We start from the raw sequence: 14,794 nt of genomic DNA, 5'->3' as shown, positions 1-14,794 counted from the left end.
CTTCGTCCCTCTTCTCTATTTCATCTTTTTTAATTCCTATTTATAGATTTTCAATCATGCTTAAAATTTCTTCGATTTCCACTGTATCGTTAAGTCTATTTTTAATACTTTTTGCTATTGCCGAAATTGTAGGACCCATAAACACTTCTTTTAATGCAAATTCTATGTCAAATTCTTTATGAACCCTTGATACAAGATTGGTTGCCTTTAATGAGTCTCCTCCTAATTCAAAGAAGTTATCATTTACTCCAATCTTCTGGACTCCAAGGATTTGGCTCCATATCAGTACAAGCTTCTCCTCAATTTCACCGAATGGTGCAGCATAGTCTACCCCTGTATTAATATTTCCATCAGGGGCAGGCAGGGCATTTCTATCTACCTTGCCATTCGCTGATAAAGGCAGTTTTTCCAACTGTACAAAATATGAAGGGATCATGTAGTCTGGCAGATCTTTGGAGAGATACTCCCTTAATTCCGGTATTGTCAATTCACTTTCTCCAACTATATATGCACAGATGTACTTGTTCCCTTGGGGGTCTTCCCTTGTTGCTGCCACAACTTCTTTTATTGAAGAATGTTTTAGAAGCTGAGCTTCTATTTCTCCAAGCTCTATTCGGTATCCGCGGATCTTAACCTGATGGTCTATTCTGCCCAGGAATTCGATATTCCCGTCAGGCAGCCATCTTCCCAGGTCTCCTGTTTTGTACAGCCTTATCCCCTTTTCTTCTCTGAAAGGATCTTCAAGGAATACATGGGCTGTTTTTTTCAGGGTCATTTAAATAACCCCTTCCTACACCTGTTCCAGAGACGCAGATCTCTCCTTTTACTCCGATAGGGCACAGGTTCATGTTTTTATCTGTTATATATAGATTCATATTTTGTATAGGCTTGCCTACAGGAATGTTCTCTCCTTCATGAGCAGCTTCCATAGTATATAGAGTAATATCGTCCGCTGCCTCTGCAGGTCCGTAGGCATTAACTACTTTAGTATTTGGACATAGGTCAAACCATTTCCTTACTATGCCGGATTTTACGGTTTCTCCCGTTATCAGCAAGTAATGAAGTTTTTCCGGTTTATTCCCTGTATTTTCCACATACTCAAGCATTAAAGCAAGGTATGAAGGTACCACCTCAAGGACCGTTATGCCATCTTCTATGATCCGATTCGTAAACCTTGCAACATCCTTTACTATTTCATCTGGATAGATGATAATTTGAGCTCCTATGGTTAGGGCTGCAAAGAACTGCCATACAGATACATCAAAGTATTGAGGCGAGTTCTGGGATATTATGCTGTTGTTAGTTATACAAAGTTCCTTTATTTCCGCATGGATGTGGTTTATCATGCCAAGATGCTCTATCATAGCTCCCTTTGGTACACCAGTTGAACCAGATGTATATATAACATAGGCCAAACTATTTATGTCTATATCTAGATCTAGGTTTTCGCCACTTTCAGCCTCAATCTCTTTTTCACACTGGTCAAGGTATATAATTCGGCCTTTATAGTTCTCACTAAGCTGCTGGGTCACATAATCTGATAAGGTCAACACATAGGCAGCTTTAGATTCCTTAAATATATCAAGCACCCTTTGTGTAGGGTATTTTGGATTTACAGGTATGTAAGCCCCCCCTGCTTTCCATATACCAAGTACCGATTCTACAAATAAGGGTCCCCTCTCCAGCATGACAACTACGGCTTCTTCTCTACCAGTGCCAGCCTTTAGCATGTACCTTGCTATCCTGTTTGCCCTTTGGTTGATCTGGCCATATGTAAATCTACGGCCTTCATACGCTACTGCTATATTGTCTGGACGTACTTTCGTCTGCTGCTCAAACAGGTGGTGTACCGTCAGGTGATGTTCAAATTCAACCTTCGTATCGTTAAAGCCGTATATTATTCGCTCCTTTTCTTCTTGGGATAACATATTGATTTCTGATAGTTTTTTTTCAGGGTTTGAGGTTATCTCTTCAAGGATATTAAAGTAATGCTGAACAAGCCTTTCTACCGTCTCCTTCTTAAACAGACGTGTAGCATATTCCATCCATAATATTATATTATGACCATCTGGTATCAACTGGAATGTTAGGTCAAATTTTGATGTTTTACTTTCAACCGGATATTTGGAATACTTTAATTCACCACGATGTTCCATAATATGCTCATCAGAAGGAACAATATTAAACATAACAGTAAATAAAGGATTTCTGCTTGAATCTCTCTTTACGTTAAGTTTTGTCACAAACTGATCAAACCTGTATTCCTGATTTTCATATGCTTCTAAGGAGCTTTCTTTTACTTCTTCCAAGAACTCAGTAAAGGCCTTATTTCCCTCTGGGAAATTCCTTAATGCCAGGGTATTTATAAACATCCCCAGTATTCTTTCAGTATCAAAATGAGTTCTTGCCGCTATAGGAGTACCAATAATTATGTCTTCCTGTCCTGAGTATTTATACATTAGTGTATTTAATGCCGCAAGAAGTATCATATACACGGTGGCTCCTGTTTGGGAGGAAAGTACATTTAATTTATCCATCAAATGACTGTCTAAATCAAATAGCAACCTATTTCCTTCAAAGCTTTGAAGGACAGGCCTAGGATAATCTGTAGGCATATCAAGGATAGGAATTTCACCCTTGAACCTATTAAGCCAGTATTCTTCCTGCTTTTTGTAAACCTCAGTGCTAAACAAGCCATTCTGCCACTGGGCAAAATCCTTATATTGCACCTCCATTGCCGGAAGGCTTTCACCACTTAATATAGAAACTATTTCATCAAAAGTCCTGATTATTGAAGTTCCATCCGAGACTATATGATGTACATCAAGCAAAAGTATTTGCCTGCTAGCATGGATTTCTATAAGACCTACTCTTATTAAGGGTGCTTTGCTTAAATCGAACGGTCTTACAAATTCATCGATTATTTTCTCTACTCCGTCTTCCTCAGACTCAAAATATTCTATAGTAAAATCAACTTCATCTTGTATCCTTTGCACAAGCTCCCCATCAATCATCTCAAAGGATGTCCTAAATGCTTCATGCCTTTGTATCAATGTTTTTAATGCTTCCCCAAGGGCAACCCTTTCAATCCCACCTTCAAATAAAATTCCCACAGGTATGTTATACCCAATGTTGTTACCCTCAAGATTATTAATGATATACATCATCTTTTGTGCAGATGAGGTTTCATAGTACTCTTTTTCAGAAACTTTAGGTATTCTTTCAAGCTCAGCCTTACCCATATTTAGGGAATCCTGTTCTGAAATCTTTCCCGATTCGTATAGCTTTGATATCATTTGCTCGGAAAGATCGTATATGCTGGAACCCTTAAGAAGTTCTACTATGGAAACAGGTGTTTTAAAGGCAACCTCCATCCTGTTTTTTATTTCGGTGGCCATTAATGAATCCATCCCAAAAACAGTTAGTGGTTGTTTGGTACTTAGATCCTCAGGATTATAACGCAAAACCTTCGCTACTATTGTTTTAATATGCATTTCAACGATATTCTGCCTGCTCTGTATTGGAGATGAAATAATATCCTCCAGGATATCAACATCCACCTTTGATTTATTTATATTCTCTTGTTGTCCTGACTCATCTTGCAAAAGAGTTTTAAGCACATGTGGAGAACTCATGGGTGAGAACCATTTTTCCCCAAACGTTTGCCACGAGAGTATAGGTAGAACCACAGACTGTGCAACAGCTTCTCCAACAAGGTGCTCCATAGCCCTAATTCCCTTTTCTACCGTTACAGATTCTATGGATTTTTGTATATAATACTCCGGATCACGTTCCATAAACCTTGCAGCCATTCCAACCTCTGACCATGGTCCCCAATTGATACTCAGTGCAGGAAGTCCTCTCGATAAACGGTAATGTGCAAGTGAGTCCAAAAAGGCATTCCCAGTTGCATATGCTCCCTGGCCTGGTGAACCAAATACAGAAGCAACTGAAGAAAATAAAATAAAGAAGTCAATAGGCCGTCCCTCTGTCATACGGTGAAGGTTCCATGCACCATTTACCTTAGGCGAAAGGACCCTATAAAAAGTCTCATCTTTACTAACCTCAAGAAATTGATCATCCGTAATACCAGCAGAATGTACAACACCTCGAATAGGAGGCCTTTCTTCCTTATCAAAATCTTTAAAAAATCCAGCAAGCTTTTCCTCATCAGTTACATCCACTGATCCAATATATACTGTTGCCCCCTGGGACTCCAGCTTACGAACAAACTCAATCCTCTCTGCAAGGCTGCTGCCTGGCTCTACATTGTTCCATTCAGAACGTTTTGGAAATTCTCCGCGTCCAAGCAGTACCAGATGTCTTGCTCCCTTGGCAACCATCCACTGGGCTGTAATCATACCTATGCCACCAAAAGCACCTGTAATAACATAACTTCCATCGGGGCGAAGATGTACGGGTACTTGATGCTGCATATCAATCCGCAGTTTATCGATTCTTGCTGCAAGTCTATTCCCATTACGGAAAGCAATTTGGTTCTCTCCATTACCTAAGACTTCTTTTAACAGCATTTCCATTTCACCCGCATTGGCCTCTATGTCAAGGTCTACAAGGCCTCCCCAATTTGAAGGCAACTCATGGTAACCTATGACGGTGCCAAGGCCCCATACCAACGACTGTAAGAATGCAGAATTTGGAGTAGCCCTGTTGATCATTTGGGCTCCTCTTGTAATAACCCACAGCTTAAAATTTAATCCCAGATTTGTGGTTGCTTGTACCAGGTGTTTTAATACAAACAGGTTTTCAAAACAAGCTTTTTCTATAGCTGTATTGCTAACTTCCTGGATCTCAAGGATATTGAGGCTCCACATATATACAATACCTGTTAGCTTCGTTTTAATTTTTGAGAATTCATCAAACAACGCTCTAAGATCCTCAATGCTTCGAGGGTTTATATATATCTCACGCTCTTCATACTGCCAACCAAAATTCTCACCAGGATATACCATAAAGCATTCTTCTCCCCTTTTTTCAAGGAGATTTGCCAGTTCTTTTCCTGCTGCTTTATGATCCACAAAAATAAGCCATGCTCCAGAGTTAGCAGCAGCTGTGCGGGTATCAACTTCTTCACTTTTTAGAAGCTCCCAGTTTATCTCATAAAGATAATCCTTAACTCTTCCAGCATCAGACCCTCCACTATTTCCAAGTTCCTTAGTTCTTATGCCCAGTATTTCGGCGATTAGATTTCCGTCCTCACTATATAGACGGATGTTGGCGTTCAAATTATTATCTTTCCTATCTACCATCTGCGTATGACAAAGCATGACAGGCTCCGGCCTTCCATAAAGCTGCACCCTGTCTATTCCTACAGGTAGGAATGATTGGCCTTCGTTATTTTCATCTTCATTAAGTGGTGCAACTGCCGCAATGGTAACCTGGAAACAGGCGTCCAATACCGCCGGGTGAAGACCGTAGATAGAGCTATCAATCTCCAGTATTTTAGGGATCTCGATCCTGCCAAGAGCTTCGTTATCACCTTTCCATATCTTGTCTATACCTTGGAAATAAGGACCATAATGGAAACCCATTTGATAGAAGGTTTTATAACATACTTCTTTTCCGTATTCTTTGGTACAATTTCCAAGTATTTGAATCAACTCATCTTTAGCAGTGATCTTTATGTTTTGCCGTTTTCTTATTGTGCCGGATGCATTGCATGTCCAAGTCTTATCTTGTCCCGGTATCCTGCTTGAAATCTCGAATTTTGCGGTTTTTGGATCCAAAACCACCTGCACCACAGGTGATACTCCTTGATTTAAAAATAAAGCATTTTCAAACTTTATATCTTCAACTGTATAAAAACCCTCTCCAAAATAGCTTCTGGCACAAGCCATTCCCAGCTCTACATACCCTGCTCCGGGGAAAACTTCTATACCTTGTATTTTATGATCAGAAAGATACGTCATATAGGTAGTATTAAGTTCAATCTCCCATATAGGGCTGGAAGTTTTCAAACGGCGTCCTAAAAACTTGTGCTTATTTTTTCCCTGCCTAAATTCACTTGATTCCTGCGTTTCCATCCAGTATTTATCCCATTGCCATGGATAAAGAGGGAGACTTACAAACTCACCTTGGTACCGGTAAATCTTGTTCCAATCTATAGGGTATCCCAGTGCATATAGATTCCCTAAGTTCTCCAGTATTGAAACCTGTTCGTTTTCATTTCTTTTTATAGAGAACAACTTCTTACCTTCAACGTTTTTAGCTGACAGACAATCAGAAATAGAAGCTGCTAAAACAGGGTGAGGGCCCACCTCAATAAATAAGTTATAATTCAACGAAATCATTTCATACATTGCTGCTTCAAAACGTACCGGCTCTCTTACATTTTTATACCAGTAATGTCCATCACACTCTGTACCCGTCAGCATTTTCCCTGTAACCGTGGAATATATCGGTATCCCGGCAGGCTGGGACTTTATTCCTTTTAATGCCTCCAATAGCTCCTGCTCATATGGTTCCATTTGGTAACTGTGATACGCTACATTGACCTTTAAAAGCCGCGCAACCCCCCCCTTATCCTGCAACTGTTTTTGGATCTGCTCAAGGGCATCAGGATCACCTGACAAAGTTACCGAATTTGGGCTATTGATTGCTGCCATTGAAACACCTTTTATGTTCTCATCCAGCAGGGCCACAACTTCTTTTTCTGGTAAACCTACCGCCAGCATTGTGCCCTTGTTTACTGCTTTTTGCTGTGCACGGCTTCTGTGAATACTTACCAACATGGCATCTTCAAGGCTGTAAATTCCTGCAACATATGTAGAAGCCACTTCTCCAACACTGTGTCCTACCACCGCATGGGGTATAATACCCAAGGATTTCCATACTTCAGTCAAACCCACCTGAACAGCAAAATTGGCAGGTTGAGCAAACTGGGGCTGGTCCAGACGTGAATTCTCCTCATCGGCGAGAAGTTCCTCCAGTAGAGACCATCCAGCATACTGACGTGTAAGTTTATCGCATTTTTCTATCATATTTCTAAACACAGGGTCTTTTTCAAGGAGCTGTCTGCCCATAGCCCACCATATGGGCCCCATACCTGTATATACAAAAACAGCTTTATTGTACTTTCCTGCCTCAACATTTCCCGCAGACATCCCCTGGCGTGCTTGTCCTTTAATATACGCTTCCAGGTTTCCTGCAAGTTCTTCCTTTGAAGATGCCGAAACCGCTAGTCTATAGTCATGATGGGTGCGCTTTTTGCTCATCATGCTTCCAATATCATATAAAGAAATACTTTCTCCACTTCCATTAATAAAATCAACATACTTTTGCGCATAGTTTTTTAGCGCCTTTTCTGAGCGCGCAGATATGGGAATCATATATGGCCATCCGGTATTTACATTAACTTCAGGAGTACCCTCTTTTTGGAGATCTGTAGCTTCCTCCAAGAGGATATGGGCATTTGTTCCTCCAAAACCGAATGAATTTATGCCAACCAATGCGGGTTGCGGCAAAGGCTCCAGGGTCTGAGGAATTCGTATACATAAATCGTCAAAGGGAATTTTAGGGTTTGGATTCTTAAAGTGCAGATGTGGAGGTATTTGCTTATGCTTTATGATTAGTGAAGCTTTTATCAGTGCGGCAACTCCTGCAGCGGCCTCAAGGTGGGCAATGTTTGTCTTAACAGATCCGACAATACACTTTTTATCTTTTGGCCTGTCTGTTGAAACCACTCGTGCTATTGCATTAGCCTCAATAGGGTCTCCAACCGGAGTGCCGGTGCCGTGAGCTTCAATATATGTTATATCTGAAGGTGATATTCCTGCCTTTTTGTATACCTCCTTCATTAAGTTTTCCTGAGCCTGCCCGTTTGGAACAGTAATCCCGTCTGTGTGGCCGTCCTGGTTTACACCCGATCCACTTATTACGGCATAAATCCTATCTCCGTCTTCGATAGCATCTGACAGGCGTTTTAAAACCACAACGCCGGCTCCTTCTCCTCTTGCATAACCGTTTGCACTGGAATCGAAAGTTTTGCACCGTCCATCGGGAGATAAAAAACCACCCTTACTTTCCGCTATGGTATACTCAGGTGTAGCTATAACACTTACTCCGCCTGCTATTGCGAGATTACATTCATTATTCAATAAACTCCCGCATGCAAGGTGTGTTGCAACCAAAGAGCCCGAACACGCTGTATCTACAGACAAACTTGGACCTCTGAAATCATATATATATGAAATCCTGTTGGACAACATTGTCATCATCATACCCGTTGCCGAATGTGTATCTAAACTTTCAACCGATTCGTTTTTAAATTGTATTGCTTGATAGTCAAGGGTGAAGCCCGCTACAAAGACACCGGTATTGGTTCCTGCTAGCTTGGCCGGATCCAAGCCTCCATCTTCCATTGCTTCCCATGATGTCTCCAGCATCAGTCTTTGCTGTGGATCAAGAAAGGCCGCTTCCCTTGGAGAAATACCAAAAAACAAAGGGTCAAACTCATCTATTTTATCTAAAAATCCACCATGACAGGTGTAATGCTTGCCTGGCTTTGATTTGTCAGGATCATAAAACTTTTCTAAATCCCAGCGGCCTTCGGGTAAATCGGAAGTCATATCTTTTCCCGCACTCAATGCTTCCCAGAACTCCTCAGGCCCCCTTATTCCTCCTGGCAAACGGCATCCTATTCCTATAATGGCGATTTTATCCATAACTTTCGACCTCCAATACTTTATTTATATTCTCTTGAATAGCTTGTCTGATAATTGAACAACCCTGCTGCAAAAGTTCAAGCTCGATGGTTAACGGAGGCATAAGTTTTATAACACTGTCTTTTCTTCCTGCGCTTTCGATGATTAAACCGTTTTGGTAACATTCCTCTACTACTTTTTGCGTGATTCGCTCATCCTCCACATTGGAAAAATCAATACCCCAAATCAAACCTGCACCCCGAATGGTCAGGCCCTTATGTAATGACAAAATCTGCTTGGTTAAATATTCTCTTACAAATGCTTCCTTATATTTCACAGACTGTTCCAAATTATTCATTTCCCAATATTCCAACGCAGCTGTAGCTCCAATGAAAGCAAGCTGGTTTCCCCGGAACGTACCGTTATGCTCACCAGGCTTCCAGACATCAAGTTCCGGTTTCATCAGCAGAATAGACATGGGAAGGCCATACCCGCTGATTGACTTGGAAAGCAGTACAATATCAGGGATCATCCCGGCACGTTCAAATGAAAAGAACGGTCCGGTGCGTCCGCAGCCAACCTGAATGTCATCGCAAATCAGTAGAATACCGTGTCTGTCGCTAAGTTCCCTCAGCCTGAGCATCCATTCGGGTGAAGCTATATTTACGCCGCCTTCCGCCTGAATGGTTTCAAATATAATAGCCGCCGGTTTTTCGATTCCCGAGTGACCGTCGTTTAGAACGGCTTCCATGTATTCAATAGTATCGAATGAGTCAATTGGACTCTCGGAGTATGGGAAAAAGGTAACATCGGATAATGCTATGCCGGAGGAAGATCTTTTCTGAATGTTGCTGGTAACAGCCAGACTCCCCAGCGACATTCCGTGAAATCCTCCCATAAACGCAAATATACCAGTCCGTTTAGTGATCTTTCGGGCAAGCTTCAGCGATGCTTCTACAGCGTTTGTACCTGTAGGCCCGCAAAATTGAATTTTATAGTTTAACTTTCGGGGTTCCAATATGATCTGCGAGAATTTTTCGATAAATTCACGTTTCGCTTTTGTGTACATATCAAGCCCATGAGTAATACTGTCCGATTCAAGATAAGCGAGTATCTTTTGTTTGATGTATTCGTTGTTATGTCCATAATTTAAAGCTCCTGCTCCTGCAAAAAAATCAACAAATTTCTTTCCGGATTCTGAATAAATCAGTGCACCTTTAGCCCGGTCAAACACATCGTAGAAGTTTCTACAATATGCTCTTACGTTGGATTCATACTGCTCAAAAATTTCCATACTGATAATTCCTCCCTTAAACTGAAGTTAGTGTTTAAACACTAACTTCAGTTTATTTTTCCGGCCCAATCCACATCCATGTTCTCTCCCGGCTTGTGGTGGATGTGCATCGTTGCCTTTGTCCTCCCCCGCCCACTCCCGGTATTACTTACAAAACTGGGTGTACATGTACGGTAGGATTGTAAAACCTGCAAGGGTGGAAAATAAATAACATCTTAGTTCTTACCGCCATAGCCCTTATAAGTAGCGTAAACTGCATCTGCATATTGATTGGCCAGAATAGGACGGCCATAAGAGTCTGTAGCTCCCGGATACCAGTTATCTCCTCCGTTATAGTGTAATAAGCCATTATATATGTTGCCGAATCTAGTAATCTTTTCATTTAAAATCAGTCCGCCCAAGCATACCTGATCTTGTTCACTGCCGTGATTATAAGCACGGCCAAATTTTGAGCTGAATTGAGATAAATAAGCATTACGTGTGTTTGGTTCTACCTGCATCAATCCGTCGCCGGCTGATGGACTGCCTGGTAAGCCTGCTCCAAAGCTGCTTTCCTTTTTGATCACAGCACTCAGCAATAAAGCAAAATCTCCGCCTTTACCGAATTTATCGCCCGCATTCATTGTGTATGTCCATATGTGGCTTGGAACTTCGGAAGGCTTTGTTACTGAAGGACCTGTTGGTGGCGTTGTTGGCGGTGTTGGCGGTGTTGGCGGTGTTGTAGGTGGCGTAGTTCCGCTGCCGCCTTTCTTCCATAAAGCAGGAACATTGGATGGTTCCCAGCCTACAAGGGAAGTATGTGCCTGAAGACAGGTATAAGTACTTCCACTATATGTTACTGTATCATTTACCGCATAGGCAGTATTTGGACGTTCACACAATATTTATACCATAATGAACATTGTTCGTAAAGAACAATGTTCGTTATGTGTTAGAACACCTACATGTTCTAACTTTAGAACTCTCATCTTTTTCGCGCCTCCAAAAGGCGGAATTTAGGAGAAGAGGATATCTTGGTGTCGTGTGAAAGTATATCGCAACGCTCCACTACCCGCCGGATATATATCGCTAGCTCCAGAAGTTTGGGCTTACCGGACGCGCTGGGGTTATGGCGGCAGCCGCAGGACCGATCGATGAGGATCGGACGGATTGACGCGGCATCAATGCGTCAAAGTCAAGAGGCCGCTGAAGAGCTTTCGTAAGCTTTTTTCTGTTGCGGACGGAACCACGAGGCAGCAAGAGCGAGTAGAGAAGTCCCTATTAGTGCGATGATGACCCAGCGGTAACCGTGAATGACGAAAGCAAAATCAACGGCAGAAATCACATTGTTCTTTCCGGAATACAGCACGTTCTTCAGGTGGGCCGGCAGCGCTGCGCCGACGATGGTTAAAGAAAGAGCCGTACTCAGCACTTGACCCAAGTTATATAGCATGGACCGCAGTCCATTCGCCACCCCGCGGCTTTGCTCCGGAACGCTTGACATGATCTCCGTCGTATTGGGGGTAAGGAATAAACCGGTCCCGACCCCGATTAACAACATGCCGCAAGCGGTGACCCCGTAAGAGAAATTTCCACCGACCACGAATAGGAGTAGTAGTAGTCCTGCTATAGAAATAAGAATTCCAAGTGAGGCCAGAACTCGAATGGCCGCCTTCTTAGCCAACATGCCAGCAATCGGAGAAATGACCAACATCCCTATCGTAATTGGAAGGATCCTTAGACCGGCATTAAGCGCGTTTTGGTGGAAGGCAAATTGGTAATAGAGAGCGAAGAGCAGAGCAACCGCCGTACGGGCAAAAGAATTAAAGAATGTAGCGATGTTCCCCATACTGAACGTCCAGCTTTCAAAAAGGCTTAAATCTAGTAGAGGTGATGCTGAACGATGCTCATGCCATAAAAATATAGTAGTAAATATGGCGAATATCGCAAAACCTCCGATCACCTGCTTGTCTCCCCAGCCCAGTTCTCCCCCCTTGGATAAAGCAATGATTAGACCCGCTAAAGCGACAAAGATCATGATGCCTCCATATCCGTCCACTTTTTTATGGAGCTGCGCTAGGGGCTTCACCCTTAGAATCCAGAGCCCCCAGATGAGAACAATGATCCCGAAGGGAACATTAGACCAGAACACCCACCTCCAGCCTCAGGCGGTCGTGACCACGCCGCCGACGACCGGGCCAAGCACCTGCGCGACGGAAGCGGACAATAAATTCAGACCGAGACCGGTGCCCAGCTGCGATTGGGGAAACGCATCGGTAATCAGCGGTGTTGTGTTCGTCACTACGAGCGCTCCTCCGGCAGCCTGTACGATCCGAAGAAGGATTAGTACCTCTACATTAAAAGCATAACCGAGTAGTAAACTGGATACGGTAAAGATGGCCATTCCTATTAAATACATTCGGCTTCTTCCGAAAATATCCGAAATTTGTCCGAAGATTAAAATCAGGATAGTGTTTACCAGCATATAGGAAAGTAAAATCCAGCTGGAAGCTGCCGCATTCGCATGAAATTGCTGGCTTAATTCCGGCAATGCGACATTAAGCGTTCCGATATTGACCAGAACCAGGAACGCTCCGAGACTGGTTACAGATAAGACATACCAGGGGTACATCCTATCGGACTTGGGACTTCTCTTTTGGGTCATAGAGACCAACCTCCTGAAATAAAAAAACGACCCCTGGAACCTGATAAATCCAAGGGCACATCTCCTTTGGGTTCAAACTTCAGCAAAGGCAGAAATGATTTCCTGTGTTGTCCGAACACGCCCGATGCGTGGAAAAATAAAATTTTTCACGTGATCGTGCTCGGCTTGAGAAAACCCGGTCATGGCATCGATCGCCAAAATCAGCTGATACCCATTCATAAACGCTTCCCGCGCGGTCGTATCCACGCCAAGCCCGGTAGCGATGCCGCATAAGACGATGGTGTCGATTCCCCGGCGACGCAACTGCAGGTCGAGCTCCGTTCCGTAAAAAGCTCCCCATTGCTTTTTAGTAATGATGTGGTCTGTTTCGGCGACTCACATTTATGTTAATTTATATTACATATATTTAAATTTGCAGTTAATTGTTTTGTAAAATGAATGTATTTTTCTTTAAAAAGGCTACACACACCCTCCTTATTTATGTTATGATCACTATAAATAACAGTTGCATGATTAAAGACTCAATTCAAAGTCATTTTATATGACATTAAATTCACACCCTTTTGTACACCTCCCTAGAAAATTGGATTCAACAACTAGCGACAATGCTTGAAACACAAATAAAGCCCCATCCTAAGATGGAGCCTTTACTTGATTCGTAAATTAAATTTATAATTACACCAAAACAGTAGTACCCATGAGGTATTTATCAACTTCACGTGCTGCTTCTCGACCTTCATTAATAGCCCACACAACCAGACTTTGTCCGCGGCGCATGTCACCCGCAGCAAACACCTTATCCACATTCGTCACATATTTCCCATAACGTGCCTTAACGTTGGAGCGACGGTCCGTTTCCAAACCGATTTCCTTCACAATCGTTTGCTCAGGCCCATCAAACCCAATTGCAATCAGCGCAATTTGTGCTGGGAATACACGTTCCGTACCTGGAATCGGTTGATAGATTTTACGTCCAGTTTCATCAACAATACGTTGGATTTGAATGGTGTGCAGTTCTTTCAGATTGCCATTCTCATCACCTACAAATTTGGTTGTCATGATGGAGAACTCACGCGGGTCTTCCCCGAACAACGCTTTCGCTTCTTCCTGTGCATAATCGAGAGAGTACACATTCGGAAACTGCGGCCAAGGATTGGCAATCGGATCACGTTCCAGTGGAGCTTTGGTGTGTGTGCCAAATTGAGTGACACTCCGGCAACCATGCCGCAAAGAAGTAGCTACACAGTCCGAACCTGTATCACCACCACCGATAACAATAACGTCCTTACCTTTGGAAGACAAATAGTTGCCATCTTCAAGGTTAGAATCCAGATAACTTTTGATGGTGCCATTCAAATAATCCATAGCATAATGGACGCCATTCAAATCACTGCCTTCAATATCGAATTCTCTCGGCTTTGTAGATCCACCGCATAGCACAACCGCATCATAGTCGGCAACCAACTGTTCAGTAGGGATATCCTTGCCAATTTCCGTATTCGTGATGAATTGAATACCTTCAGCCTCCAGCAAGTCTACACGACGCTGTACAACCTTCTTATCCAGCTTCATGGATGGGATTCCGTACATCAGCAACCCACCTACACGATCTGCACGCTCATATACAGTCACGCTGTGCCCTGCTTTGTTAAGCTGTGCTGCCGCAGCCAATCCCGCAGGACCCGAGCCAACAATCGCCACTCGTTTGCCTGTACGTTTTTCCGGCGGGTTAGGAACAACCCAGCCTTCCTCAAAACCTTTTTCGATAATCGCTTCCTCAATTGTCTTAATGGTAACAGACTGCCCGATAAGGCCAACAGTACATGAGCCTTCACATGGCGCAGGACAAACACGGCCCGTAAATTCGGGGAAGTTATTCGTTTTGTGCAGCCGGTCTAACGCTTCCTTCCACAAACCACGATATACGAGATTGTTCCATTCCGGAATAAGATTATGAACCGGGCAGCCTAAAGTTGCTCCCATGAGATCCATCCCCGTATGACAATAAGGAGTTCCGCAGTCCATACAACGCGCCCCTTGGGTACGCAGCTCTTCTTCAGACATATGCTTATGGAATTCTTCCCAATCCTTTATACGCTCTGCCGGGTCCCGGTCTGTAGGAAGTTGTCGTGTGTATTCCATAAATCCAGTTGGTGTAGACATGTTACGTTCCCCCATCTCTTCGCTTATGAACCC

At 43.0% G+C, this 14,794-nt stretch carries 6 protein-coding genes and 3 pseudogenes; 1 reads left to right on the top strand and 8 read right to left on the bottom strand.

What is annotated here, in order from left to right; all coding sequences use genetic code 11:
* Positions 1-40 precede the first annotated feature (40 nt).
* From BN1546_RS23655 to BN1546_RS28025, 4 genes are all read right to left on the bottom strand, one after another.
* The gene (locus BN1546_RS23655) at positions 41-775 is read right to left on the bottom strand and encodes a non-ribosomal peptide synthetase (protein WP_090738950.1); all 735 of its coding nucleotides are present in this window, start codon (positions 773-775) and stop codon (positions 41-43) included.
* Positions 741-8,681 (bottom strand): type I polyketide synthase, encoded by a 7,941-nt coding sequence (locus BN1546_RS23650; protein ID WP_090738949.1) that lies wholly within the window; start codon positions 8,679-8,681, stop codon positions 741-743. The genes BN1546_RS23655 and BN1546_RS23650 overlap by 35 nt, the downstream gene beginning before the upstream one ends.
* Positions 8,674-9,954, bottom strand: coding sequence for a diaminobutyrate--2-oxoglutarate transaminase (gene ectB, locus BN1546_RS23645; protein ID WP_025719505.1), 1,281 nt, complete (start codon positions 9,952-9,954; stop codon positions 8,674-8,676). Before ectB ends, BN1546_RS23650 begins: the two co-directional genes overlap by 8 nt.
* 215 nt (positions 9,955-10,169) lie before the next feature.
* Positions 10,170-10,577 carry a transglycosylase SLT domain-containing protein gene (locus BN1546_RS28025; RefSeq protein WP_230486250.1) on the bottom strand — a complete coding sequence of 136 codons (408 nt, stop codon included), beginning with the start codon at positions 10,575-10,577 and terminating at the stop codon, positions 10,170-10,172.
* A 13-nt stretch (positions 10,578-10,590) separates the two neighbouring features.
* Between BN1546_RS28025 and BN1546_RS28020 the strand changes: the two genes are divergently transcribed.
* Positions 10,591-10,761: a hypothetical protein gene (locus BN1546_RS28020; protein WP_255305604.1), complete on the top strand. Its 171-nt coding sequence runs from the start codon at positions 10,591-10,593 to the stop codon at positions 10,759-10,761.
* Here the strand turns inward: BN1546_RS28020 and BN1546_RS28015 are convergent.
* The 4 genes and pseudogenes from BN1546_RS28015 to BN1546_RS23620 all read right to left on the bottom strand — a co-directional run.
* Positions 10,704-10,823, bottom strand: a pseudogene (locus BN1546_RS28015) (carbohydrate-binding protein); the annotation flags it as partial. The gene BN1546_RS28020 and the pseudogene BN1546_RS28015 sit on opposite strands and share 58 nt — an antisense overlap.
* A gap of 305 nt (positions 10,824-11,128) precedes the next feature.
* Positions 11,129-12,565: pseudogene (locus tag BN1546_RS23635) on the bottom strand (MFS transporter).
* Positions 12,566-12,670: 105 nt separating this feature from the next.
* Positions 12,671-12,961, bottom strand: a pseudogene (locus BN1546_RS23625) (isochorismatase family protein); the annotation flags it as partial.
* Between the two features lie 312 nt (positions 12,962-13,273).
* Entirely contained in the window at positions 13,274-14,761 is a 1,488-nt protein-coding gene (locus BN1546_RS23620; RefSeq protein ID WP_025674604.1) for a glutamate synthase subunit beta, read from the bottom strand.
* Positions 14,762-14,794: the final 33 nt, after the last annotated feature.

This window comes from Paenibacillus sp. Mc5Re-14 (assembly GCF_001049835.1).
In the GTDB taxonomy this organism is placed as follows: Bacteria; Bacillota; Bacilli; order Paenibacillales; family Paenibacillaceae; genus Paenibacillus; species Paenibacillus polymyxa_C.
The sequence above is the reverse complement of the archived record's forward strand: the minus strand, read 5'-3'. Positions and strand labels throughout refer to the sequence as shown.